Genomic DNA, 24958 nt, shown 5'->3' with positions numbered 1-24958 from the left:
CCCTCACCCTAGCCCTCTCCCTCCGGGAGAGGGTTGGGGTGAGGGCCAGCGGTTAAAAGGTGTAATCAGCCGTCACGAAAAACGAACGCGGTTCGCCCATGATCCATTGCTGGCCGCCATTGTATTGGGTTACGGCGTACTGGCGGTCGAACAAATTGTTCAAACGCAAACCCAGGGTGGTTTTGGGCATCGCTTTCCAGCTCACGCTGGCGTCTACCACGGTGTAGCTCGGCAGCTCGACGTTGTTGGCCATGTCGGCATAACGCGAGTCGACATAGCGCACGCCGGCACCGGCACTTACATCATCGTTGATGGCCTTGCTCAACCACAGATTGGCGGTGCGACGGGGTACGTCGGTGGGGCGGTTGCCTTTGCGCGATACGCCTTCATCGTCGAACTTGTCGTACTGCGCGCGCACCACCGAGGCGTTGGCTTGCAACGCCCAGCGCTGCGGCAGTTGCAGGTCAAGGCTGGCTTCCAGGCCGCTGGAGGACTGCTCGCCCACTTGCAGCGTATTGCCCGGGATATTCGGGTCGGAGGTCAGCAGGTCTTTTTTGACGATGTGATAGGCCGCCAGGGTCCATTCGCCGCGCTGATCCCAGAACATCTGCTTGAAGCCGATTTCGGTCTGGCGCGCATGGGCCAGTTCGAAGTTTTGCTGCTTCTCGCTCAGGCTGATCAAGCCGCCCACGCCATCAACGCTGGTGGCTTGCTGGGCATAGATCGACATGTCCGGTGTCAGTTCGTATACCAACCCGACTTTCCAGCTGTTGGCCGACAGGCTGCGGTCAGTTCGAGTGGCGTCGCCATTGACCGCGAAGTCATCGCGGTCCAGATGCACGATATCGCGGCGCACGCCGGTGACCAGGGACAGTTGATCGGTCAACTCGGTGCGGTTTTCGGCAAACAGCGAAACCTGTTGCGTGGTGGTGGTGTATTGATCGCGGTACGGCGAGTCACTTTCAAATTCGCCACGATCCGGGTGGTACAGGTCAATCGGCTGACCGTTTTCATTCACGTCTTTATACGGCGAGTTGCTGTGCAGGTTGAAGTGGATGCGGTTGTAATCCGCGCCCACCAGGGTTCTGCTTTCAAGGCCGAACAGGTCGTGGTTGAGGGTGAAGGTCTGGCGGTCGCCGACTTGTTCCTGCTCGTGCTTGATGCTGAAGTAGCCCCTGCGCAGCAAGGTCTGCTGGCTTTCATTCCAGGCGTGGTTTTCGGCGTTCTGCCAGCGGCGTTGGGCCTTGAGGTAATACAGCTCGTTGTTGGCACTGAGGGCGTCGTTGATCTGCCATTCAGTATTGAGGCGCGTCCACTGGTCGTTGTAATGCAGTTTTGCATCGCGCACGTTGTAGTTCTTGTCCCGCAGGCTCTGGTGATACCGGCCATTGATCAGCGGTACGCCGAAATCGTTTTGCGGCTCCTGATCGCCATAGTCGTGGCTCAGGGTAAACGCCAGGTCATCGCTGGCCTGCCAGCGCAGAGCGGCGCTGACAAAGGTGTTTTCGGAGTCGCCGTGGTCGATCCAGCCATTGCTCTGGACGTGGTTGATATTCAACCGATAGCTCAGGGTATCGGTCAGCGAGCCACCGCTGTCGAGTGCCTGCTGGCGGGTGTCGTACGAGCCGTAGCCCACACGGACATGGTTTTCTATGGCACCGGAGAAGGGTTTTTTCGGGATTACGTTAATCACTGCGCCGGTAGCGCCTTCGCCATACAGCACCGAGGCCGGGCCGCGCAGCACGTCGATGCGTTCCACCGACCAGTCGTCCACCGGGAAGGTCACGGTACCCGCGCCGCTGTACATGCGTACGCCGTCATAGAGCTGCATCACCGAGCCTTCGCCGACAAAACCCCGGGCCGAATAGGCGGAGCCGCCGTTACCCGGTGTGCCGGTGTTGCTGATGCCGGTGGTGCGGGTCACGGCGTCCTGCACGCTGCGGTCGCCACGGGCGCGGATTTGCGCGCCGGTCAGGCTTTCAACGCTGGCAGGCGTTTCGAGACCGGTAAGGTTCAGGCGTGAGCCGGCGCTGGTGGCGGTCTTGAGGTCGATGCTTTCAATCTCGACTTCAGGCGCGGTAACGCTCGCGGCAGGCAGCATCAGAGAGGGGGCGGCGTCATCGGCCTGGGCGCTGTTCAGCGCCAGCAGGCAGAGACTGGACAAAAAGTACTTGTTCATCAGGGCAGTGAGTCGCTTATTTCAGAGGGTGTCCCCGCTGCCTCCTGGCGGCGGGTGATGGAGCTTAAATGGTTTTGTTATACAGTAACACTTATTTCGCGCATGATATTGGCGTGCCATTATAGGGGTGGCTCTGCAATGCGCCTCTCGGATGGTTCATGCTGGTTATGAAAGGCGCTCATCCGGCCGTAGTTTGCGCACCATCAGCCATAACCGGTCGAGCCCCCACACTGCGATCAACGAGGCGCCCACCAGCGGGAACGCGATAGCCAGAGCGAGCATGATGGCAACGCCGGCCTTCCAGGTCGGCAGGTCGTGACGCAGCGGCGGAACCCCCAAACCGCCTTGCGGGCGACGCTTCCACCAGATCACCAGGCCGCTTACGGAACTGAGCAGGATCATCAGGCACACCAGCAGCATCACGATCTGGTTGAGCGGGCCAAACAACTTGCCTTCGTGCAGCATCACGCCCATTTCGGTGGCGCGGGCGACATTGCTGTAATGCTGCCAACGCACGTCGGCCAGTACCGTGCCGGTGTATTGATCGACATGCAGGGTGGCGTCGTTACGCGGGTCGTCGGCGAATACGGCAATGGTGAATACGCCGGTAGCGGTGGTCGGCAGGGTGATGCTGTAGCCGGCCTCGACCTGGCGGGCCGTGGCGGTGTCGACCACCGCTTGCAGGGTGATGCCGGGGGCGGCGGGGCCTGAGGTGTGCGCGGCGTGGGCCATATGTTCGGCGTGGGCGCCGGAGACCGGCATCGGTGTGTTTTCCATTGCCCAGGGCACGGTCTGGCGGTTGGCGGTATTGAGGCTGCGGGCCTCGATATCAGACTTCGGCACGTCGTTCCACATGGCTACCGGGAAACGGTTCCACAGGTCGGCATATTGCTTGCCCCAGAAGCCGGTCCAGGTCATGCCGCTGATCAACATGAACAGCAGCAAGGCGGCCCCCCAGAACCCTGTGACAACGTGAAGGTCGCGCCATAGCACGCGCCCGCGCCTGCTCAGGCGCGGCCATAGAATTCCGGCAGCCGATTGCCCCCGCGGCCACCACAGGAACAGGCCGGACACCACCAGCACCACGCCCCAGCCAGCGGCCAGTTCCACCAGCCGGTCGCCGAGGGTGCCGATCATCAATTCGCCGTGCAGGGCGCGCGCCACGGCTTGCAGGTTGAGCTTGGCATCCTGCTCGCCCAGCACCTGGCCGGTGTAGGGGTTGATAAACACATTGAGCTCGTGCCCGCCGTTGTGAACCACGAACTGGCCGCTGCGTTGCGGATTGATCGGCGGCAGGTACTGGCTGATATGGCCCTGTGGATAAGTGGCCTGCACACGGCTGAGTTGCTCATCGGCGCTGAGGCTGTGATGGGCCGGGGTGACGTTGAGCAGATGGTCGTACAGCAGTGGATCAAGCTGGGGTTTGAACAGGTAAATGATCCCGGTCAGGGCCAGCAGGATCATAAACGGGGCGACAAACAACCCGGCGTAGAAATGCCAGCGCCAGGCCAGGTTGTAGAAAGACGGTGTTGGTCGGCTCATGTGAGCGGCTCCGCAAGGTTGAAATTGTTGTCGTCAGCAAAGACCCTCACCCTAGCCCTCTCCCAGAGGGAGAGGGGACTGACCGCTGCGGGTTCAAGCACGGCGCAAATCAGCTCCCTCTCCCTCCGGGAGAGGGTTGGGGTGAGGGCTGGCGGTTTGTCAGAAACTCACATCCACCTTGGTCCACAGCGTGCGGCCCGGTTCATTGATGGCGCGCGGGTCATTGGCCGGGTAGCCGTAACCGGCGTTGCCCGCCATGTTCAGGTGCTCGCTGTAGTTTTTGTCCAGCAGGTTGTCGACCCCGGCGCTGACCTTGAGGTTTTTGTTGATGCGGTATGCACCGTTCAACGAGAACACGCCAAAGCCGGCACTTTTGCCAAAATCCTTGCCGACCACATTGCCCGCGTTGCGGTCTATGCGGTCCTGGCGCGCCACGACGCGCCACAGGGCGCCGGCACTCCAGTCGTCCTCGCTGTAGGTCAGGCCCAGGCGGGTGTCCAGCGGCGGCATTTGCGGCAGAGCCTTGCCATCGCTGGTGTTCTTGCCCCAGGCGTAGGCCAGGGTGGCGTCGGCTTTCCAGTTTGACGTCAACTGATACGCCGCGCCCAGCTCGCCGCCCATGACCCGGGCGTTGATGTTTTGCGCTTGGGATGAGCCCTTGGCGTAGTCGAACAGGATGTAGTCGCGAATCTCGCCGGCGTACACCGAGGCCCAGGCCTCCAGGGTGTCGGTCTTGTATTGCAGGCCCGCATCGAGCTGCGTGGTTTTCTCGGGCTTGATGGCGTCGAATGCATTCACCGAACCGGTCGGGCCGGAGCTCGGCGAAAACAGCTCCCAGTAATCGGGGAAGCGCTGAGTGTGGCCCAGCCCGGCGTACAGGGTGGTCGGGCTGTCGCTCAGGTCATGCTCGTAACGCACAAAACCGCTGGGCAGGGTGTCAGCGCGGGTCTTGTCCAGGGTCGGGTTGGGCTTGCTCATCATCCCCGAGCCGAGTCGGGCGCGGTAATCCTTGGCGGATGCGCGGTCAAGACGAGCACCGGTAATCAGCCGGTCACGCTCGGCGGCGTACCAGGTCAACTCGCCAAAGGCGCCGTAGTTGTGGAAATCGGCGTCCTTGCTCCAGTTCTGGTCCTTGTAGGTATCGATGCCCATGCCCATGCGTTTGCGGTGTTCGTTGGTCTGCGCATCGATGCCGCTGATTAGCTGGTAATCGGCCCAACGCCAGGTGGCCTTGATCCGCGCACCGAGGGTGCGGCGGTCGACGTTGGACGCCATCGGCCCTGCCATCATGCCGGTGCCCGACGGGGTACGCAGTGTGTAGTTGTCCATCACATGGTCGGCGTAGTTGTAGTAGACCTGGGCTTCGATCTTGTCGAGAACGTCGCCGATATTGGACTTTTCAAAGCGCAGTCCCAGGCTTTCGCGCTTGTACTGGCTGCCGTCCATGCCGCGTCCGGCCGAGCGCGCTTCACCGTCGCCCTTGCCGGCGGTGAGTTCCAGCAGGGTGTCGGCGTCCGGGGTCCAGCCCAGGGCAATGTCGCCGTTCCATTTGTCGTAACGCGACGGCACGGTGTCGCCGTTGCCGTCCTTGTAGTCATCGGCATGGGCGGTGTTGCCGATGACCCGCACATAGCCCAGCGGGCCACCGGCGGCGGCGTCGATGGTTTTGTCGAAACGGCCGTTGGAACCCGCCAGCAGGCTGGCATTGACCCGTGTGCCCAGTTCGCCGAAGTGCTCGGGCTCGCGTTCGAAGAGGATGGTGCCCGCCGAGGCGCCCGGGCCCCAGAGCACGGTTTGCGGGCCTTTGATCACCGTGAGCTGGTCGTAGGTTTCCGGCGAGATGTAGGAGGTGGGTGCGTCCATGCGCCCGGGACAGGCGCCGAGCATCATGCCGCCGTTGGTAAGGATATTCAGGCGCGAGCCGAACATGCCGCGCAGCACCGGGTCGCCATTGGTGCCGCCGTTGCGGATCAGGGCGAAGCCGGGGATGGTCTTGAGGTAGTCGCCGCCGTCACTGGCAGGCACGGGCTGGCGCGGGTCCTTGGGGTTGGTGACGATGGTCAGCGGTGAGCTGGGGGCGATGGCGGTGATCACCAGCGGGCTCAGCTCATTGCTGTGCCCGGCATGTTCGTCGGCCACAGCGGTGGTTGCCAGAATCGCACAGCAAAGGGTGCTGAGGGTAAAGGGCAAACGGGAGGCAGCAGTAAAGCGGGACATAGACATTCCAATAGTCAGACGAATACAACTCGGCCACGCACCTGCGACTGTCTGAAACAGTGCATGCAGGTCGGCCAGATGATGTGTTGTGGTGTCGGTAGCTAAAGGAATACGGGAGGCGCGCGGGATCGGGAGCCGGGGAAGACCGGTTGCCGGGCATGGCCCAGGCGGGGATTGGCGGCCAGGTAACTACGGGGTTCTGGTGAGTTATAGAGGGTCAGGCCCGGGGTGCCGGGCAAGGCCGGGCAACTGAACAGCAGGGTGCAGTAGCCGCACTTTTCCCAGATGGCATGGTGGTCGGCTGAAGGCTGTTCATGTTCGGCGTGCGCAGACATGTCCATGCTCATATCCATCGACATGGGCATGGAGGCGTGATGATCCATCGGCATCGCCTGGGAAATCAGCGGGCCGATAAAAATCATCAACATGGCAAACAGGCTCAGCCAACTGCCGCGAATATGCGACATGGAGTGCCTGGCGCGAGGTTCGCGCACGGGGATCAGCAACCTTGGCCGTTAGTGGGCGTGCATGTGTTCCATGCTGTCTTCAGGTGCCTGCTTCTGCACATTGACCTCAACCGGCACGGCGCCGGCTTTTTCAAAATGCAGGGTCAGCGGGAAGTGCTTGCCGTCCTGCAGCAGGCTGCGGTCCTTGAGACCGAACATCATCACGTGGTACGCCATGGGTGCAAAGGTGACGGTGCCGCCGGGCGGCACTTCAACGCTGGCCACGGGCAGCATCTTCATCAAGTCGCCTTCCATGATGTGCTGGTGCAGTTCGGCCTTATCGGCAATCGGCGTGTCGACACTGACCAGCCGATCGGCCGTGCTGCCGGTGTTGTGAATGATGAAATACGCGGCCACGGTGGGCGCATTGGGCGGCAGCTCCTGGGACCACGGGTGGGCGATTTCGAGGTCGCCGCTTTTGTATTCGTGGGCGCTGGCAAAACAGGCAGGCAGCAACACAGCCGCCGCAATCACGACGTGCTTGAACAGGGTAAGGTTCAACATGGCAATTCTCCGGAACGATTCAAAACGCAAAGGGGTTGCGAGGAAGAATCAGACCAGGGGCGATGCGCGGGGGTTGAGGCTCGGCCATTGCTGGCGCGGGGTGGGGCGCTTGAGGTGATCCGGGACCAGGCTGTGGCCCCGCTCGATGGCGGCAAAGTAGAGCTTGGGAATATGCGCGGGCAGCGCCACCACCGGCGCGGCGCCCGAGCAGCACCAGCAATGCTGCATGGTGGAATGATCGTCATGCTGGTTGTCGGCGGGCTCGAAAGTGCCCAGCGATACGGCGACCATCTTGGTGCCGGTGGAGGAGCAGAAGCTGCTCCACATGAACTGCTCGGTGGGCCCTCGCTCAACGGATTGGGTCGCCCCGGCCATCGACATGGCGAGCATGTTGAACAGCACTGCAAAGCAGGCGATCCAGGCAAATGCAAACCGTTGTCGGGACATGACGAATTCCGTGAGTGGAGCGATCAAGGGGCTATTTAGCCTGAATGCTCGGCGTAAGTAAAAAGTGCGGGTGTGGCGAAGTGTCGCGATCGGCCAGTACGCGCAAATTTCAGGCTGCTGTGGCATGCAGCTTGAGCCCCAGCGCCTTCATCACTTTGATGATAGTCGCGAACTCGGGGTTGCCCTTGCTGCCCAGGGCCTTGTACAGGCTTTCACGGCCCAGCCCGGCTTCGCGGGCGATTTGAGTCATGCCTTGGGCGCGGGCGATATCGTTGAGCGCCGCTCGGATCAGACTGCCGTCGCCGGGGTCCTCTTCGAAACAGGCGTCCAGGTAAGCCGCCATATCCTCCGGGGACTTCAGGTAGTCAACGGTATCGAAACGGGTAAGTTGCTCGGTCATGCGTCAGTCCTCATTACCCAGTGTGTGTGCCATTTGTTTTGCGCGTTTTATATCTCGTGTCTGGGTGGTTTTATCGCCGCCAACAAGCAGCAGGTAGAACACTTCGCCTTTGCGGGTGTAATAGACTCGATAACCGGGCCCGCAGTGAATCCGCATTTCGTAAACACCGCCACCGACGCACTCGCAGTCGGCGAAGTGACCCAAACCGGCTGCTTTCAGGCGAGCAAGAATGCGGGCTTGCCCGGTTTTGTCTTTAAGTGCGCCCAACCATTTGGCGAATTCGCGTGTTTGTTCGAAAGTGATCATGGGGCATGATCGTATTCTGAAGGATACACCATCGCCAGCTTTTACACATTCACAAATAATTCCCCTGCGCCAACCCTTCCATCAGCTCCTCGACCGTCCGGAACTCCCGATCCACCTGCGCCAGCGTCGGCCGCTTGAGGATCAACACCGGCACTGCGCGCTCGCGGGCAACTTGCAGCTTGGGTTCAGTGGCGCTGCTGCCGCTGTTTTTGCTGATCAATACGTCGATGCGCCGTTGTGCAAACAACAGGCGTTCGTCATCGATGAGGAACGGCCCGCGTGCGCCGATCACGTCGCAGCGTGCAGTGCCGGGGTAAGCGTCGAGGGCGCGCAGGGTCCAGAACTGCTCTGGCGGAATTTCGTGCAGGTGCTCCAGCGGCTCACGGCCCAAGGTGAACAAGGGGCGCTGGAAGGTGGCGAGCGCTTCGATCAATTCGCTCCAATCTGCCACTTCACGCCAGTCATCGCCCGTCTGCGCCACCCAGGCCTGGCGGCGCAGCGCCCAGCACGGGATGCCACTGGCAGCAGCAGCGAGGGCCGCGTTATGGCTGATTTTCGCTGCGTAAGGGTGGGTGGCGTCCAGCAGGATGTCGATGCGCTGTTCGCGGATGTACTGCGCCAAACCTTCAGCGCCGCCATATCCGCCCACCCGTACCTCGCAGGTCAGGTCCGTCGGTACCCGGCCAACCCCGGCCAGGCTGTAGACATGCTGCGGGCCCAGGGTACGGGCAATGGCCAGCGCCTCGGTGACGCCGCCCAATAACAAAATACGTTTCATGCAAAGGCTCCGGCGTGACCGACAATCCCGCCCTGGCGGTCGATGGCAAACACTTCGACCTGTACCTGGGCCGGCACCACGCTGCGGGCAAAGTCCAGAGCGTGCTGGCACACCGCATCGCCCAACGCGATACCGGCCGCACTGGCCATCGCCAGGGCTTGCTGGCTGGTGTTGGCCTGGCGGATGGCCTCCTGGAGTGGATGGTCGGCCCCGATATCCGCTGCCCATTGGGCCAGTTGCGGCAGGTCGATGCTGGAGTGGCGACTGTGCAAGTCCATATGCCCGGCGGCCAGTTTGCTGATCTTGCCGAAACCGCCGCAAATGCTCAGTTTATCCACAGGCACTTTGCGCAGATGCTTGAGCACTGCGCCGACAAAGTCGCCCATTTCGATCAGGGCGATTTCCGGCAAGTTGTAGACCCGGCGCATGGTGTCTTCGCTGGCATTGCCGGTGCAGGCGGCAATGTGCAGGTAACCGTTAGTCTTGGCGACGTCTATGCCCTGGTGGATAGAGGCGATATAAGCCGCGCAGGAAAACGGCCGCACGATGCCGCTGGTGCCCAGGATCGACAGCCCGCCGAGAATCCCCAGGCGCGGGTTCATGGTTTTCAGGGCCAGGGCTTCGCCGTCCTGTACGTTGACAGTCACTTCAAAGCCACCGCCGTAACCCAGTTCGGTTGCCAGTTGCTGCAGGTGCTCGGTGATCATTTTGCGTGGCACAGGGTTGATCGCCGGCTCGCCCACGTTCAATACCAGACCCGGGCGGGTTACGGTGCCGACACCTTGCCCGGCAACAAAGCCAATGCCCGGTTCCGGTCGCAAGCGCACCCGTGAATAGAGCAGTGCGCCGTGGGTCACGTCGGGATCGTCGCCGGCGTCCTTGATGGTGCCCGCTTCGGCGCCGTCTTGCCACAGACGGCAGAACTCCAGGCGCATTTGCACCTGTTTACCCTTGGGCAAAGTGATTTGCACGGCGTCGTTACACACGCCGCCCAGCAGCAGGCGGGCAGCGGCCAGGCTGGTGGCGGTGGCGCAGCTGCCGGTGGTCAGGCCGCTGCGCAGGGGGGCGGGTTGTTCGGCAGTTTCGTCACGCATCGAGAGGCTTGGTCATGTCCAGAAGGGTAATCGGCAACGCCTGACGCCAGGTGTCGAATTCACCCAGGGGCTGGGCCTGGGCAATATGGATGCGGGTCAGTTCGCCGCCGTGGCGCTCGCGCCAGCTCATCAGCAGCATTTCGCTTTGCAGGGTGACGGCATTGGCCACCAGCCGCCCGCCGGGCTTGAGTCGCTGCCAGCAGGTGTCGAGCACGCCTTCGCGGGTTACGCCGCCACCGATAAAAATCGCGTCCGGGGGCTCCAGACCGTCAAGAGCCTGGGGTGCCTTGCCGCGAATCAGTTGCAGGCCGGGCACACCAAGGGTATCGCGGTTACGTTCGATCAGTTGCTGGCGGCCTTCGTCGGCTTCAATCGCCAAGGTGCGGCAACTCGGCCAGGTACGCATCCACTCGATGCCGATCGAACCGCTGCCCGCGCCTACGTCCCACAGCAATTGGCCTGGCAGTGGCGCGAGGCGGGCGAGGGTTACGGCGCGCACATCGCGCTTGGTCAACTGGCCATCATGCTCGAACGCGCTGTCGGGCAGCCCACCGATACGTGACAGCGGCCGGGCGCTGGCGTCGGCCAGGCAATCGATGGCGACCAGGTTAAGCGCCGCGACGGGCGGGTCACTCCAGTCGCAGGCGCGGGTGTCGATCCTGCGTTCAGCCTGGCCGCCCAGGTGTTCCAGCACCGTCATGCGGCTGGGACCAAATCCCTGCGCGCTCAGCAGACGGGCGATGATGGACGGGCTGCTGCCATCGTTGCTCAGTACCAGCAGACGTACACCGCTGTGCAGGTGGGCATTGAGGGCGACGACGGGGCGTGCCACTACCGACAGCGTGACTACGTCCTGCAGGGCCCAGCCCATGCGTGCTGCGGCCAGGGAAAAGGACGATGGCGCTGGCAGCACCTGCATTTCATCCCGCGCTACCCGTCGCGCCAGGCTGGCGCCGACACCAAACAGCATGGGGTCGCCGCTGGCCAGTACGCAGGTCGGCGTGTTGCGCAGGGCCAGCACTGGGGCCAGTGAAAACGGGCTCGGCCAGGTCTGGCGCTCGGCGCGAATGCAGGTGGGCAGCAGGTCGAGCTGGCGCTGGCTGCCGATTACGCGGGTCGCGCCCAACAAGGCGCGGCGCGCATTTTTGCCCAGCCCGGCAAAACCGTCCTCACCGATTCCCACAACTGTTAGCCAGGGCGACATGCCGATCCTCTTGATAAACGCCGGGTTGTTCCTCCGCTACCGGGCGAAGGCCCTGCGGATACAGGTGCGCATGATAACGCGCCTTGCCCTGCACCAGAGTTCATCTTTACAGGTGGTAGCCGGTTAATGCCGTTGTACCGGAGATTCGGGCCAAGATTTGCCTTCCGTGGGTTCTGAGGCAGTCGCCAGTGACAGATGATCAGCTTGAGCCGGATGACTGGCTCGCCGCCATGCAAACAGGGTATCTGGACAACCTGGCGCGGCTCGATGCCGCGGGGCAACTCACGGCGCAAGAGTTTATCTGTCTGCAGCAGGTCATTGCGGTGCAACCGCAGCATGTCTATGCCCTTGAGCTTGGCGCGGACAACGCCCCGGCCGCCGATCTTGCCGGCCATTTCATCGTAACCCGGGCAGACAGCAACCCGCCGGGCGCATTCCTGTATTCCCCTCTCGGTGGATTGGAACGCATCGCCAATTCAACCGCGCTGCGCATAACCCTCAAGCGGCGTCTGGCCGACCCGCTGGTACGTGACACCTTGTTGCGCTTTATGCCGATCGAGGTGCGTGAAGACCTGAAAAAACTGCGCTCCCTGAGGATCAGGCGGTGCTTGATTGAAGGTCGGGTATTTGAGCATCGCACACGCTCGTTGCAGGATCTGCGTTTGCACAACCTTGAGTTGTTGAGGGCGCGCCTGCTCGATCTTCCGTCCCTGCGCGGGGTGCTCAATGCACAGCTCACGCTGGCCCTGGAGCACGAGTTCCAGGGGTTGGGCCTGTCTGCTCAGACGCTGCAGGTCAACAGCTATGCGATGGCGACGGCTGGCAGCCAGCCACCGTTGTCGAGCATGAGCCTTCTGGATCTGGCACTGGCGTACCTGGGCAAAGGCGAGTGGCCGGGTAATCACATCCGCGAGTATCTGAGCCCGACCGTAGCCTTCGATGCAGCTCAAGCACGATCACCCTCGCTGGATGTGCGCATGTACCAGTTGGTCAGGGAAATTGTCGGGGGCATTCAGGCCGTGATGCAGCAGCAACTCGAAGCCTGGTGGTATCTGGACATAAAAGGGTTGAGCCTGAGGGTGCTGGCTGTTCAGTTTATGGGCGACCGGTTTTTCAATGAGTTGTTACAGGCTCGTCACGAGGGGCGGATTGATCCCGTGCAGTTCGATGCACTGCTGGCTGTGGGGCGCTCGCGCCTGAATGATGATCGATATGCCCATGGGCAATGGCGGCCCGCCCGGCTGTCATTGCTGGGGCAGGGGGGCGCCAGGGTAGAACTGGCCGGGCTGTTCAGTGTGTCTGTACCGGTCTCCACTCCCGAGCTGTTTTTGTTCAGCGAACAGGCTGCACTTGAGCGCTTTGACAATGATGAGACGCTCAAGGGCCAGGTGCTCGCACGGCTCAAGGAGCCCCGCGACAGAGACAACCTGCTCGGTCATGTGTCACGCGATCAGCGGCCGGTATTGCGCCTTATGCTTGACCCGGTCCTGAGTGTCGAGACCATCGAGGGTGATCTGTTCGAAAACCGTGTGCGCTCCATCATCGACAAGCAGGCGCGGGATTTTACCTTTCTGCTCGGTGCCATACGTGGCAAGGACTGTAATGTGAATGCCGTGGTGGATCACGGGCTGGATGTGCGTGCGCTGCTCGATCCACGCTTGACGGAGCCCAACCAGCAAGGGCGCTGGAGTACCCGGCTGGCGCTTGATGGCCCGGCGACAGCTGCGGCTACGGCAGGTGACAGCGCTACGTTACCTTTGATCCAAAGCAAACTGCAGGTGCTCAACGGGCAGGTAGCCCTGATGCTGCTGGGCCGGCCCGAGCTCAGGGGCTTTGCCCACCGACGGCTCAAGCAGCATCTGGCGTCGCCTGGTTTGAGCCATTTGATCCCCGGGGATCTGGTGCTGCGTATTTATGGCACCGCGGCTTTGCGCAAGCAGTTGGAGCCGTTGCGGGTTGTCCCGCTGGTCGATGCGTTGCTGGATCGGGTCACAGGCTGGAGTCCGCTCCCGGTCGATGGCGCGCGAATACGTCTTGGCGTGCAAAAAAACAGCCCGGACATCAAGCCGATCCATTACCCCGATGGCGCAGCCGTCCTGGCCTTGCTCGACCGCGCTTCTGTGGGCCTCGTTGCGCAATTCATGCAGCAACTGCACGGGTTTTACTATATGGGGATGGCCGCATTGGCGGGTTCGACCGTGATTAGCCGACTGGCCCGGTTCCGGGGCTCGGCGCTGCGTTACGAGGCATTCGTCAGGCAGATGGACGGACGCCTGGACAGTAACGGGAGTGCCATTGTCAGGGCTGTGCTGGAGCATTCGACTTACCTTGCACGACGGGCGCTCAACGGGTTTATCCCCGATGTCTGCGAGCTGGCGTTAACCCTGCCCGGCAGACGCCCAAGCATCACGCTGCGCAACTGCCTTGTGATGACCGGGCGCGGTGGCACTGACAGCGTCAACTCCGGGCAAGCCGTCTTGTGGACGGCAGCCTGGAGCCTGGAATGTTTCGATTCACTGGCATCATGCCTTGAGACCTTGCAGGCCCGCTTGCGGGATCGTGTTGAACAATGGCATCTGTTGCGCTGTATCAGCTTGCGTGAGCGCGAAAGGGTGCAGGCCGCCGTTGATGTGAAATGGACTGCCAGCGTGATCGACACCGACTGGCTTGAAGCCTGCCAGCGCCGGGAGACAGAAAAACACCTCAGTGATATCGGCTTCCTGCTGGAGCGAGGTGTGGTGCAGCAGGTGTCGGCACCGGAACTGGTCAACCAGGTGGATTGCTACTGGTCGGAGCAGGCGCAGTTCAATGTTGACGCAACGCTCGCCGCCGCCCGCCAATGGCAGTTCCGTGAGGGTTTGCCTGACTGGCTCAAGCACGCGGCGACCAGTGACCAGCAAGCCTACGGTCGGATCCTGCTGCGAATTCAACAGGCCGGGAGCGAGGGGTATTCGCAAGACGTGCCCGAGCTGCTCGACTATGCCCGCGAGCGGTTGTTGGCACGCTTGAAGGCTGACTTTCCGGGCGTGGCAATTGACCCGGACAAGGTCGAAATCAGCGTGGTGCAATACAGCGGACCGGCTGGCGGAGAGATCGCCGGAGGCGCGGCAGTCTCCAGGCTGAGGCGATCGCTGACGTATTTTGCCCTGAGTCATTTTTTCAATGTGCACTCTGGCGTGCGCAGCTATCGCTCACTGGGCGAAGAACCTTTGCCTGCGGGGCTGGATGACCACTATGTGAGTGAGCTGGTGCGTTCGCTGGATCTTGGCGAAAGCTATCAGGCCCTGCTGGTCGAAAAGCTCACCCCGGGCCATGAGGGGGCTGCACGGCGTCAGGGCTTGTTCTGTCAGCAGCTGCCTGCGCAGGTGCTCGAATACGCGCTGCAAGCCCGAATCAAGGGCGCATTGAGCCAGACGGCCCATGATTTCGTTGAGCATGTACTGAACAGCCCGGACGCCAAAGCCCGCGAACGCTTCAAGGGCATCGAGCTGGTTGTGCGGCCACTGGCTTTTTGCGCCGTAACCGGTCGTCATCCCGACCGGGCGCAGGGCATGTACCTGATTGGTCCGGCTGCTCTGGATAGCGGGCCGCAGGTGTTGTATGTGCTCTACGGCAAGGGGCCTGCGCTTCGAGAGTACAGCAGCCAGTCCGATTTTCTGCATCGGTTGCACGGTTCTGGAGCCTTGCAGGACGAGGTGCTGGAGCGGCTGGAACCCCGGGTTCGTAAAATTTATGAATATGGGGGATTTCGCGAGCCGCATATCGGCTATGTCGATCCGACCTTGAGCTCGCCGCAGGTGGCCAATCCTCCCGCCAGCCTCGATCCCGGTCAGTTGACCGGTAACTGCCTGAACAGGTTGTACGTCGATACCCTCAATGTGCGGCTGGCCCTGGCTCGTACCCAGGCCCGCAGCGCAGCGCAGGCGGACTGGGCTTCCCTTGTGTATCTGCTGTCGCTGCTGGCGGACACTGCTTTGCTGATTCTGCCGGGCAAGCTGAGTGTGCCCTTGATGATCTGGCAGGCCCAGACCAGTGCACAGTCAGCTGTTCAGGCCGTGGCAGATGATCGCTGGGGGCAGGCTGTGTTTGATTTTGCCACGGCGTTGTTGATGATCGCGGGTAGCCATGGCGCACTGAGGCGCACAACCGGGGAACCTCACGTCGTTGCTGCCTTCGAGGCCCCTCTGGAGACCATGACCCGTGAGCAGCAGGCCAGCTTGCGGCCCTATGCGGCTAATCATGTGTCGTTGGATAGTCTGCATGAAGACACTGGCTCCGGGTTGTTTACTGACCCCGAGTCAGGCCACCGCTTTATCGTTCTGGACGGGCAGGTGTTTCAAGTCGCAGCCTGGCAGGATCGATGGCGTATTCATATTGGTGAAGACCGCGATGGCCCTCTGGTCAAACGCAGCCCCCATCAGCGCTGGGTACTCGATCTCAAGGAGCCGTTGCCAGGCGGTGGTCAGGCACTGGGCACGCGGTCGGGTACATCGGGGAGCGTTTCGTTTGGCCGGGAGCACACAGTTACGGTCCTGGGCATGCCTGCCATCGAACGTCTGCAGCCACGCAAGGCCCAGGTGATTCGGGAGGCGCACGAACAGGCTATTCGCTATCTGACTGATTGCAGGGAGCATCTGCAATCAGTCGGCTCCGCCAGCCAGCTGAATGCCCAGACCCGGCGCTTTCTTGCCAGGGTGTTCAGTGTGAGCCAAGTCGACGACCCCTTGCTCGACAAGCTCAAACGCATCGTCGACAAACTGCTGACGGCCCTGCAATCCACCGAGTTTTCACCACAGCACTCCAGCCGCTACGGCTTGTACTCACCGCCCAACCCGCGAGAAGTGGCGCGAGTTTCTTCGCTGGGCAGCGTGATCAAACGCAAGACCGTGCTTTTTTCTCAGGGTTACTTCGCCTCGGCCGACGAGATTTTCAGCCTGTCAGTGATGGGGGTGGACGGCCGCGAGTTCGACCGGGTCAAGCATTCGACGGCCACCATTCTGCTCCATGAATTCAGCCACCTGGTCATGGGCACCATTGATATCAATTATCTGGGTGTAAGCCATCCCTTCGAAGAGTTGCTGGTTCCCGAGCGTGACTGGGATGGTCAGATACGTACGCTTAAAAGGCAGATGCAGGATCACCGTTATCGTCAACTGACCACCGAAATTCGCAAGGCAGATCTTTTCAAGGAGAAGTACAGCAACCGGCGCAGTTACCTGCCCCTCCCTTTCAAGCTGGCACACAGCTTGATCCACAAGACTCGCAGCAAAAACATCGAAGAGGTGCGTGACCGGTTTTTCAGTGACCCGGTGTTTCGCGAGAGGGTGATCCTGATGAATGCCGACTCTCAGACGTTGTTGATTACCTGGCTCGGGTACTTCAAACCGGCAACTGTCGCTGTCGTTTGATCCCCCGGAAAGTGCCCGGGTATCTATGTAGTGCCGTTGTCGTCCGGGGGCGCGATAGCGTGTTGTGCATTGTCCGCAAGCGAAGAGAGATCACCCATGAAGGCAATCACTTCCACATTTAATTCCGGCTCTGCATCGAACGAAACCTTCAATGTCCGCCCGATGGCTGCTGGCAACGGCGGGCAGGCCGAGGGGCTGGTGATGCAGTTAATGAACATCGCTTCCCAGGTTGATGAATTGTTGCGGCCATGGCCTGCACCGTTTTCGTATGCGTATTCAAGGCTGGTGAAAGCGCTGGCCCGCGCGGGGCATGACGTGCTGGAGCTCGACCGTATGCGGTTACGGGTCGCTGGCTTGCGTGAGCCGGTGTCGCTGATGGAAGCATTGTTGCAACAGGTCACCGGACTACAGCCGCTGCCGCGTGATCCCGAAAGAATAGAGGCGGGCCTGCACTTGCTGGATACCCCGGATCTCAATCCACCCAAGCCACTTTCAGGCAGTGAACTAATCAACGTCATGGATCAGGCCGCAGCGGGGTTTTTCCAGGGGTATGTCAATCAGCTCCGTGCGTTTTTCTATACCCCGGCCCCACCGCCGAGGGCCGATACGTTGATCGACAGGCTGTGTACCCTGAGGTTGGCGATGCTACGGGCCGAATTGCAGCTGATGCAATCGGGCAACCGGCTTTCAGCGGCGGACCTGGCGGTGCTGGGCGCGGTGCTGAGCCAGCCGGTGAGCGCCCGGCGTCGAGCATTGGCAGGGTTTGTTCCCGATGTGTTTGCCATTGCACTATCAATCAATGGCGCACAGGCCGGGCTGGATATCGTCAACTGTCTGTTGTTCACCGAGCGCGGTGGTCAGCAGCCTGCAACTGCCGGCCGGGCCATATTCTGGAGCGCGGGTTCGGGGTTCGAAGGCTTTGCGTCGGTGGGCGAGTGCACCACCCAACTGCAAGCCCGCCTGGCGGACAAGGCACGGCGCTGGGAACTGCTGAGCCATGTCAGCACGGGCACGCAGCCGCAGGTTACGGCCTGGCTGGACAGCACCGCTAACGGGAAAATTGGCGGGCTTCAATTCGAACGTGTTGAACACGACTTTGTCCGAGAGACCCAGCTACGGGCTATTGCCAAGGTGCTGGCGGACGCCGGCTTTGCCTGCCGTACGGCTCAAGCCATCCCCTTGTCGGCGCAAGCCTTTGAAAATCTTATCCACAGTGAACTGGTACAAGGTCGGGCAGGGCTGGTGTTGGAACCTGTGGTTGAAATGGCGCGCCTGCAAGCGTTTGAGGCGGCAATACCGCAGTGGTTGAAAAACGCCTCGAAGGCAGACAAGTTGGCTTATGCCGGGTTGTTGCAGCGCTATCCAGGGGCAGGGCAGGAACAGCAAAACTACCTGCATGATATCCCGCCGCTTGCCGAGTACGCCCGCGCGTTACTGAAACTGCGTCTGGAGCTCGACTTCGCGGGGCAGGCGCCAGACCCGGATGCGATCGAGGTGGTGATCGACACCTATGTGCCTTCCCCGGTACCGGTTGGTAGCACGCCCTCTTTTATGCCAGCGGCGACGACGCGCACTGTTCAGACCCTCACGCAATTTTCGCTTAACGGTTTTTACCGGCTCAATGCAGGCGCGATTTCCTTGCGAGCCCCTAATGGCAGTGCGTTGCCGACGGCCTTGAATGCGACGTATGTAAAACGACTGACCCGACAACTGGAAATCGGCGCGCATTACCGTGCTTTGTTGCAAGACAAGCTGGCGCCCGGAAAACCGGGGGTGACCTTGCGCCAACAACAATTCTCCGAGCAGATCTCGCTGCAGGTGATGGAACAGGCCCTGCGGGAAAAACTGATCGACCCTGGCCAGGAGATGGCGTATCGGTACATACAGCAGGTCATCAACATGCCAGATGGAGCGGCCCGCCTGACGTTGGACAGAATGCCGATCATCGTCCGGCCATTTGAGCTGGTAGCCGAGCCCGAAGCCGATCCTGATCGGGCCAGGGGGCTCTACATCATTGGGCCTGTGGAGTCAGGCGCCGGGCCGCAGATCCTGTGGGTCAACTACAGCGAGCGCTTTACATTCAAAGCGTACAACAACGAAGCCGCCTTGCTCGACGACCTGCGTATCAACACGGACCTGCAAGCGCTGGTGCTCCAGCGTCTTGAGCCCGAGGCCCGTAAAACCTACAACTATGGCGGTTTTGTGGAGCCCCATATCCCGCAGTATGTGGACGCGTCCCTCGGCAGTTTCATGCTCAGGCCGGCCCCCCCGACCCTGGCGCCAAGGCCCATCGCGGGCAATCTGTTTGAACAGTTGTATGTCGACAACTACCACCTGTTGTTGGACATGGCCGCCGCCCAGTCGAAGACCTCCGCCGAAGCCGACTGGGAGTCATTCAAGTACCTGTTTTCGTTGATTGCATCGACTGCGTTGATGTTTTTGCCTGCCAGGCTGAGTATTCCCATGGTGGTCTGGCAAACGGCGGGTTTTGTGCAGCAGGGTTTCGAGGCCGCGCAAAAAGGCGAGTGGGGCGAAGCCGTGGCTGATTTTGCCTCGTCGCTGGCACAGATAGGCAGTGGTTATCTGACACTGCGCCAACTGAAAACAGTGACTCCGACAGTCTTGCGTCAGCCGCAGTCCGAAGCGGCGGTGCACCTCACGCCTGAGCAGGAGATCGGCCTGCAGCCCTTTCAGGCCAATGATGTGGCCTTGCTGGAGCTCAAGCAGGACAGCCTGACCCGGTTGTACCGTCACCCGGGCACAGGTCTTCACTATGTGCTGCTGGGCGGGCATGTTTTTCAGGTGCAGGCCTGGCGCGAGCGCTGGCGCATTTTTATCGGAGAAGGCCGCGAAGGGCCGCTGGTGAAAATCAACGAGCGTGAGCATTGGGAGCTTGATCTCAAGGAACCGTTACTGGGGGGCGGCCCTGTACTGTCGACCACGGCTTCGATATCCGACCGCCTGACCCATGAGATGCAGGCCATCGGCATGGCCAGCATTGAGCGGCGCTTTCCTGACAAGGCACAGGCCATTCGCGAGGCCCATGCCCAGGCCGTCACCTACCTGCAGCGCAGTCAAAGCGCCCTGCACACCTTGCTCGAACCGGGGACGCAGAATGCCCGGAACCGGGCGTTGATACAGACGTTCTTTGATGTGGAGCACGTTGATCAGCCGTTGCTTGACCGACTCAATGAAACGATCGGGCCCCTGCTTGCGAGGTTTTTGCATCCCGATCTGTCGCCGCTGACTTCCAGTAAATACGTGGTCTGCCGCTCCCGGTTCAACGACAAGGCCGTCGCCTGGATTCACCGCTGGGATTTGCACAAGCGCCTGTACTTGAGTGAGCATTTTTTCAGCACTCTATTTGAAACACCCAACGCCTTGAGCCAGGCATTTGTGAAAGCCACCCAGCCACCTTTCAGGACCAACGTGCATTATCGGGCGGCCTTTATGCTGCATGAGATCAGCCATCAGGCGCTTGATACCGAGGACATCAACTATCTGAATCCCGGCTTTCCTTACGAGGACCTGCTGGATGAATCAACCCCCCTGGGCAGCCAGATCAAGTCGTTTAACCAGATCGTCCAGAGTTGCCATTCACCCTATATCTCGACCGAGCACCTGTTTCAGCAATTTGATCCTGAAGAGCGCACCTGGGCGGATATACCCGCTAACCCGGGCAAGGCCAAAATTAAAGCGCTTAGCGGTGTCAGGACCCTTGAGCAAGCGCGGCCGATCTTTAAACACGATGCTCGTAAACGCATTGACCTCATGCTGGCCAATGCCGATTCCGTGGTGTTGTTGATCACCCGTCTGGGCCGGGATCATCCACAACTGCCCGAGGTTAATACACGGGAGTAGTCATTCCGTCCGGCAGGCTTTTCATGCACTCGCCCAAAGCAGGCATAATGCGCGACCTGCAATAGCGTATTGCCTGCTCTGGATAGCTCCTTGAACTTGCCACCTGAACTTTCTGTCACGACGCCTGTGCGCCCCTCGGCTTGCCCGGGGTTACTGCGTATCGTCCAGGCAATGGATGGCGGTATCTGTCGGGTCAAGCTGGATGGCGGCGCGATTAACGCCGATCAGGCTCGCACGGTGGCAGATGTGGCTCAGCGGTATGCCAGTGGTGTGATCGAAGCGACCAACCGTGGCAATTTGCAAATCCGTGGTGTGGGGCCGCAGCACAGTGCATTGATTGCGCCCTTGCTGGCGGCCGGGCTTGGGCCTGCTACTGCCGCCAGTGACGACGTGCGCAACTTGATGCTCAGCCCGAGTGCCGGCATTGATCTGCAGATGCATATCGATACGTGGCCGCTGGCCCGGCAGATACTGGCCAGCCTGCAAAGCACGCCAAGGTTCACCGAGCTGTCGGCCAAGTTCGCCGTGCAACTGGATGGCGGCGAGGCCCTGGCCATGCTGGAGCATCCGCATGATCTGTGGTTGTCGGCATTTGTGCGTAATGGCCAGACGCTGTTGGCTTTTGGCCTGGCCGGGTGCCCGGCGCACGATTGCGCGTTGGCAGCCGTACCCGTGGAGTACGGGCATGAGCTGGTGTTGGCCGTGCTGATGCAGTTTCTGGATCTGGCGCGACCTGAGCAAACCCGCATGCGTCATCTGCTGGAGGAGGTCACCACTGAGTCATTTGTCGGGCAGCTGGCACAGCGAATCAGCGTGGCACTGTTGCCTGCTGGCGACTGGCAGTGCAGGGCCATCTCGGCGTCCATGCACCTCGGCATTTGGCCACAGCAAGCGCCTGGTCGGGTCTATATCGGCGGGGCGCCGGCACTGGGGCGGCTGGATGCGGCGATGCTCACGGGGTTGGCCGAGCTGGCCGAGCGCTACGGCGATGGCACTTTACGGTTCACGCCATGGCAGAGCGTCTTGTTGCCCAACATAGCGGCCGCTCAGGCCGCTGCGGTGATGAGCCAGTTGATGGTGCTCGGCTTGATCGTAGAGGCTGGCAACCCGCTGGCGCATCTGGTGGCCTGTACCGGCTCCAGTGCCTGTGCCAAAGGGCTGGCCGACACGAAGCATGATGCCCGTCAGTTGGCCGCGTTGCTGCCAAAGCCTTTGAATATTCACCTGACCGGCTGCCAGCGCTCCTGCGCGGCAGCCCACGTCGCGCCGGTCACTTTACTGGCCGTGGCGCCCGGTCATTACGACCTCTATTTACGCACCCCGGAGCACGCCGGTTTCGGTGTTCTGCGCGAGCGCAATCTTACAATTGAAGCGGCGGGCGCCTGGCTTGAGGCCCGCCAATGGAGCAACACCGATGATTGATTACATCCGCGATGGTCAAGAGATCTATCGCAATTCGTTCGCCATTATTCGTGCCGAGGCCAACCTCGACAGCATCCCGGCGGATCTCGAAAAACTGGCCGTGCGTGTGATCCACGCCTGCGGCATGGTCGATGCCATTGAAGACCTGCGTTTTTCGCCGGGTGCCGGCAAGGCCGGGCGTGATGCGCTGGCGGCAGGTGCTGCCATTCTGTGCGATGCGCGGATGGTTTCCGAAGGCGTCACCCGTACCCGTTTGCCGGCCAACAACCCGGTGATCTGCACCCTGCGCGAAGAAGGCGTACCCGAGTTGGCGCTGGAGAAGGGCAACACCCGTTCGGCGGTGGCCCTTGAGCATTGGCGCCCGTACCTGGAAGGCAGTGTGGTGGTGATCGGAAACGCGCCCACCGCGCTGTTTTACCTGCTGGAAATGATCGATGCCGGCGCTCCCAAGCCGGCACTGATCCTGGGCTTCCCGGTGGGCTTTGTCGGCGCCGCGGAATCCAAGGCCATGCTTGCGGCAGACAGCCGTGGTGTGCCGTTTGTGATCATGCAAGGCCGCCGTGGCGGTAGTGCGATGGCGGCTGCGGCCGTCAACGCCCTGGCCACGGAGATCGAATAATGGCGCAACCAGGACGTTTGATCGGTTTGGGCGTAGGCCCCGGCGACCCTGAGCTGATCACGGTTAAAGCCCTGCGCCTGCTGCGCGAATCGCCGGTGGTGGCGTATTTCGTGGCCAAGGGCAAGAAGGGCAATGCGTTCGGCATCATCGAAGCCCATCTGCAAGACGCGCAAACCCAGATGCCGCTGGTGTACCCGGTGACCACCGAGGTGTTGCCGGAGCCGTTGTCCTACGAGCAGGTGATCAGTGATTTCTACGATCAGGCTGCGGTTGAAGTGGCCGTGCATCTGGATGCCGGCCGTGATGTGGCAGTGATCTGCGAAGGTGATCCGTTCTTCTACGGCTCCTATATGTACCTGCACGACCGTCTGGCCCAGCGTTTTGAAGCACAAGTGGTACCGGGCGTGTGCTCGATGCTGGGCGGCGCTTCGGTATTGGGCGTGCCGTTGGTGTATCGCAACCAGAGCCTGTCGGTGCTCTCGGGTGTGCTGCCCCACGAAGAACTCAAGTCGCGGCTGGCGGTTGCCGATGCGGCAGTGATCATGAAGCTGGGGCGCAACTTTCATAAAGTGCGCGAAGTGCTGGGCGAGCTGGGGCTGGCCGAGCGGGCGTTGTATGTCGAGCGCGCCACCATGAGCAATCAGAAGATCGTGCCGCTCAATGAAGTGGAACCGATGTCTTCGCCGTATTTCTCGCTGATTATCGTCCCAGGCGAAAGGTGGCAGGGTTGAGTCGCCCGGCACCGGCCATTGTCATTCTGGGCAATGGCAGCCTGGACACTGCACGCCGTATCCAGCAGTTGCTGCCCGGCGCTTCTGTCCTCGGGCTGGCAGGGCGGGTAGACGGCGGTGATCGCAGTTACAGCGATTTCGGCGACACCCTGCGTCAGCTTTATCAGCAGGACACGCCGATTATTGCGCTATGCGCTGCGGGTATTGTGATCCGCACGCTGGCGCCGTTGCTGCTGGAAAAAGGCGCCGAGCCACCGGTACTGGCGGTTGCCGAAGACGCCAGCGCGGTGGTGCCGTTGCTGGGCGGGCTGGGTGGGGTGAATGATCTGGCGCGGGTCATTGCGGCGGGTCTGGGCATTGCTCCGGCGATCACCACCAGCGGCGAACTGCGCTTTGGCACCTGTCTGCTCAATCCGCCTGCGGGCTATGTGCTGGCCGATCTGGAGCTGGGCAAACGCTTTGTTTCGGACCTGCTGGCCGGCGAATCAGTACGTATCGAAGGCGATGCGCCTTGGCTGGCGCGGGCGCAACTGCCCGAAAGCGGGCAGGCGCGTCTGGCGATCCATGTGGGCAGCGCCGAGCGCCTGCCAGTGGCAGACGAGTTGCTGATTTATTCGCGCAATGTACTGGCGCAGGTGTGTGCCGAGGTTTCGCCACAGTCAATCCTCGAATCGTTGTACCAGGCCGGGCTGGCACGTCAGTCGCTGGCGTGCATCGTCGCACCGGAAACCTTGATGGCCAGTGCAGCGCTGCGTGAAACGGCCCTTGAGCTGGCGGTGCCGTTGCGGTTTGTGGGCAGCGATGCAGCGTTGCTGCCTGTTGCCTGGTGTGAACCGGGCAATGGCGTGGTGCTGGGTGTTGCCGCGGCGCCGCTGGAACCTGAAACGATTGGCCGGGCCCGTGGCCGTCTGGCTGTAATTGGCCTGGGCCCCGGCGCTGCCGAACTGATGGTGCCTGCGGTCAAGGCCGAGCTGGCGCGGGCCAATGATGTGCTGGGTTATGAAACCTATGTGCGTATGGCTGGCCCGTTCCGCGACGATCAGGTGATGCATTGCACCGATAACCGCGAAGAGATGCAGCGCGCCCGCCACGCCTTCGAGCTGGCGGCGCAGGGGCGTTCGGTGGTGGTGGTGTCTTCGGGGGACCCTGGGGTTTTTGCCATGGCTGCGGCCGTGCTCGAAGCCTTGCATGAGTCTGTGGACCCGCAGTGGCACAGCGTCGATCTGGAGATCCTGCCGGGTGTGTCAGCTTCACTGGCAACGGCCGCGCAGGCCGGGGCGCCACTGGGGCATGACTTCTGCGTGATGTCGCTGTCGGACAACCTCAAGCCGTGGAGCATTATTGAGAAGCGTCTGGACCTGGCTTGCGAGGCGGATCTGGCGTTGGCGTTCTATAACCCGATTTCCCGTTCGCGGCCGTGGCAATTGGGCGTTGCGCTGGATATCGTCAGGCGCCATCGCACGGCGCAAACACCGGTGGTGCTGGGTCGTGACATTGGCCGTCCGGGCCAGACCCTGCGCACCTTGACCCTGGGCGAGTTGACCCCGGAGCAGGTGGATATGCGCACCATGGTGCTGGTGGGCTCGTCGACGACGTGCACCTTTGCCCGTGCTGACGGCATGCAATGGGTGTACACGCCGCGCTGGTATGGCGAAAAACCCTGAGCCCTGTGGGGGCGAGCCTGCTCGCGAAGCGGCTGTCAGAGCCTTTCGCGAGCAGGCTCGCTCCCACAGTTCTGTG

At 61.5% G+C, this 24958-nt stretch carries 17 protein-coding genes; 6 read left to right on the top strand and 11 right to left on the bottom strand.

Annotated elements, in window-relative coordinates; all coding sequences use genetic code 11:
* Nucleotides 1–52 precede the first annotated feature (52 nt).
* The 11 genes from PPTH39_RS17810 to cbiE form a co-directional block, all read right to left on the bottom strand.
* Complete coding sequence (locus PPTH39_RS17810) at nucleotides 53–2179, bottom strand: TonB-dependent receptor (RefSeq protein ID WP_130872270.1); 2127 nt, start codon at nucleotides 2177–2179, stop codon at nucleotides 53–55.
* A 165-nt stretch (nucleotides 2180–2344) separates the two neighbouring features.
* Complete coding sequence (locus tag PPTH39_RS17805; protein ID WP_095001012.1) at nucleotides 2345–3721, bottom strand: PepSY-associated TM helix domain-containing protein; 1377 nt, start codon at nucleotides 3719–3721, stop codon at nucleotides 2345–2347.
* Nucleotides 3722–3880: 159 nt separating this feature from the next.
* Nucleotides 3881–5938, bottom strand: coding sequence for a TonB-dependent copper receptor (locus tag PPTH39_RS17800; protein ID WP_095017655.1), 2058 nt, complete (start codon nucleotides 5936–5938; stop codon nucleotides 3881–3883).
* A gap of 101 nt (nucleotides 5939–6039) precedes the next feature.
* Entirely contained in the window at nucleotides 6040–6405 is a 366-nt protein-coding gene (locus PPTH39_RS17795; RefSeq protein ID WP_095020802.1) for a DUF2946 domain-containing protein, read from the bottom strand.
* Between the two features lie 48 nt (nucleotides 6406–6453).
* Nucleotides 6454–6948 (bottom strand): copper chaperone PCu(A)C, encoded by a 495-nt coding sequence (locus tag PPTH39_RS17790; protein ID WP_130872269.1) that lies wholly within the window; start codon nucleotides 6946–6948, stop codon nucleotides 6454–6456.
* Between the two features lie 48 nt (nucleotides 6949–6996).
* Nucleotides 6997–7395 (bottom strand): DUF2946 domain-containing protein, encoded by a 399-nt coding sequence (locus tag PPTH39_RS17785; protein ID WP_095001016.1) that lies wholly within the window; start codon nucleotides 7393–7395, stop codon nucleotides 6997–6999.
* Between the two features lie 109 nt (nucleotides 7396–7504).
* Complete coding sequence (locus PPTH39_RS17780; RefSeq protein WP_095024324.1) at nucleotides 7505–7795, bottom strand: addiction module antidote protein; 291 nt, start codon at nucleotides 7793–7795, stop codon at nucleotides 7505–7507.
* 3 nt (nucleotides 7796–7798) lie between these two features.
* Nucleotides 7799–8101, bottom strand: coding sequence for a type II toxin-antitoxin system RelE/ParE family toxin (locus tag PPTH39_RS17775; RefSeq protein WP_095020804.1), 303 nt, complete (start codon nucleotides 8099–8101; stop codon nucleotides 7799–7801).
* Between the two features lie 49 nt (nucleotides 8102–8150).
* Nucleotides 8151–8879, bottom strand: coding sequence for a cobalt-precorrin-6A reductase (locus PPTH39_RS17770; protein ID WP_095024323.1), 729 nt, complete (start codon nucleotides 8877–8879; stop codon nucleotides 8151–8153).
* Nucleotides 8876–9973, bottom strand: a complete 1098-nt coding sequence (locus PPTH39_RS17765; protein WP_095025273.1) for a cobalt-precorrin-5B (C(1))-methyltransferase — start codon at nucleotides 9971–9973, stop codon at nucleotides 8876–8878. The genes PPTH39_RS17770 and PPTH39_RS17765 overlap by 4 nt, the downstream gene beginning before the upstream one ends.
* Complete coding sequence (gene cbiE, locus PPTH39_RS17760) at nucleotides 9966–11177, bottom strand: precorrin-6y C5,15-methyltransferase (decarboxylating) subunit CbiE (protein ID WP_130872268.1); 1212 nt, start codon at nucleotides 11175–11177, stop codon at nucleotides 9966–9968. Before cbiE ends, PPTH39_RS17765 begins: the two co-directional genes overlap by 8 nt.
* 188 nt (nucleotides 11178–11365) lie before the next feature.
* On the opposite strand from cbiE, the gene PPTH39_RS17755 reads away from it, so the two are divergent.
* The 6 genes from PPTH39_RS17755 (at nucleotide 11366) to cobJ (ending at nucleotide 24882) form a co-directional block, all read left to right on the top strand.
* Nucleotides 11366–16585 (top strand): dermonecrotic toxin domain-containing protein, encoded by a 5220-nt coding sequence (locus tag PPTH39_RS17755; RefSeq protein ID WP_130872267.1) that lies wholly within the window; start codon nucleotides 11366–11368, stop codon nucleotides 16583–16585.
* Between the two features lie 96 nt (nucleotides 16586–16681).
* The gene (locus PPTH39_RS17750; RefSeq protein ID WP_130872266.1) at nucleotides 16682–20446 is read left to right on the top strand and encodes a dermonecrotic toxin domain-containing protein; all 3765 of its coding nucleotides are present in this window, start codon (nucleotides 16682–16684) and stop codon (nucleotides 20444–20446) included.
* Between the two features lie 90 nt (nucleotides 20447–20536).
* A complete protein-coding gene (gene cobG / locus PPTH39_RS17745; protein ID WP_301448596.1) occupies nucleotides 20537–21868 on the top strand; it encodes a precorrin-3B synthase in 1332 nt (443 codons plus the stop codon).
* Nucleotides 21861–22487 carry a precorrin-8X methylmutase gene (locus tag PPTH39_RS17740; protein ID WP_016783380.1) on the top strand — a complete coding sequence of 209 codons (627 nt, stop codon included), beginning with the start codon at nucleotides 21861–21863 and terminating at the stop codon, nucleotides 22485–22487. The genes cobG and PPTH39_RS17740 overlap by 8 nt, the downstream gene beginning before the upstream one ends.
* Nucleotides 22487–23218 carry a precorrin-2 C(20)-methyltransferase gene (locus PPTH39_RS17735; protein ID WP_086798974.1) on the top strand — a complete coding sequence of 244 codons (732 nt, stop codon included), beginning with the start codon at nucleotides 22487–22489 and terminating at the stop codon, nucleotides 23216–23218. Before PPTH39_RS17740 ends, PPTH39_RS17735 begins: the two co-directional genes overlap by 1 nt.
* A complete protein-coding gene (cobJ, locus tag PPTH39_RS17730) occupies nucleotides 23215–24882 on the top strand; it encodes a precorrin-3B C(17)-methyltransferase (protein WP_130872264.1) in 1668 nt (555 codons plus the stop codon). The genes PPTH39_RS17735 and cobJ overlap by 4 nt, the downstream gene beginning before the upstream one ends.
* Nucleotides 24883–24958: the final 76 nt, after the last annotated feature.

The sequence above is a fragment of the Pseudomonas bubulae genome (assembly GCF_900618535.1).
In the GTDB taxonomy this organism is placed as follows: Bacteria; Pseudomonadota; Gammaproteobacteria; order Pseudomonadales; family Pseudomonadaceae; genus Aquipseudomonas; species Aquipseudomonas bubulae.
Note: the sequence above shows the minus strand (reverse complement) of the source record. Positions and strands in the feature narration are given on the sequence as shown.

What these genes read in the sequence shown, in the direction of transcription:
- PPTH39_RS17785 (WP_095001016.1), bottom strand. Translation starts at nt 7,395, where the DNA reads ATGTCCCGACAACGGTTTGCATTTGCCTGGATCGCCTGCTTTGCAGTG.
- PPTH39_RS17805 (WP_095001012.1), bottom strand. Translation starts at nt 3,721, where the DNA reads ATGAGCCGACCAACACCGTCTTTCTACAACCTGGCCTGGCGCTGGCAT.
- PPTH39_RS17740 (WP_016783380.1), top strand. Translation starts at nt 21,861, where the DNA reads ATGATTGATTACATCCGCGATGGTCAAGAGATCTATCGCAATTCGTTC.
- cbiE (WP_130872268.1), bottom strand. Translation starts at nt 11,177, where the DNA reads ATGTCGCCCTGGCTAACAGTTGTGGGAATCGGTGAGGACGGTTTTGCC.
- PPTH39_RS17795 (WP_095020802.1), bottom strand. Translation starts at nt 6,405, where the DNA reads ATGTCGCATATTCGCGGCAGTTGGCTGAGCCTGTTTGCCATGTTGATG.
- PPTH39_RS17770 (WP_095024323.1), bottom strand. Translation starts at nt 8,879, where the DNA reads ATGAAACGTATTTTGTTATTGGGCGGCGTCACCGAGGCGCTGGCCATT.
- PPTH39_RS17790 (WP_130872269.1), bottom strand. Translation starts at nt 6,948, where the DNA reads ATGTTGAACCTTACCCTGTTCAAGCACGTCGTGATTGCGGCGGCTGTG.
- PPTH39_RS17750 (WP_130872266.1), top strand. Translation starts at nt 16,682, where the DNA reads ATGAAGGCAATCACTTCCACATTTAATTCCGGCTCTGCATCGAACGAA.
- PPTH39_RS17775 (WP_095020804.1), bottom strand. Translation starts at nt 8,101, where the DNA reads ATGATCACTTTCGAACAAACACGCGAATTCGCCAAATGGTTGGGCGCA.
- PPTH39_RS17735 (WP_086798974.1), top strand. Translation starts at nt 22,487, where the DNA reads ATGGCGCAACCAGGACGTTTGATCGGTTTGGGCGTAGGCCCCGGCGAC.
- PPTH39_RS17780 (WP_095024324.1), bottom strand. Translation starts at nt 7,795, where the DNA reads ATGACCGAGCAACTTACCCGTTTCGATACCGTTGACTACCTGAAGTCC.
- PPTH39_RS17800 (WP_095017655.1), bottom strand. Translation starts at nt 5,938, where the DNA reads ATGTCCCGCTTTACTGCTGCCTCCCGTTTGCCCTTTACCCTCAGCACC.
- PPTH39_RS17810 (WP_130872270.1), bottom strand. Translation starts at nt 2,179, where the DNA reads ATGAACAAGTACTTTTTGTCCAGTCTCTGCCTGCTGGCGCTGAACAGC.
- PPTH39_RS17765 (WP_095025273.1), bottom strand. Translation starts at nt 9,973, where the DNA reads ATGCGTGACGAAACTGCCGAACAACCCGCCCCCCTGCGCAGCGGCCTG.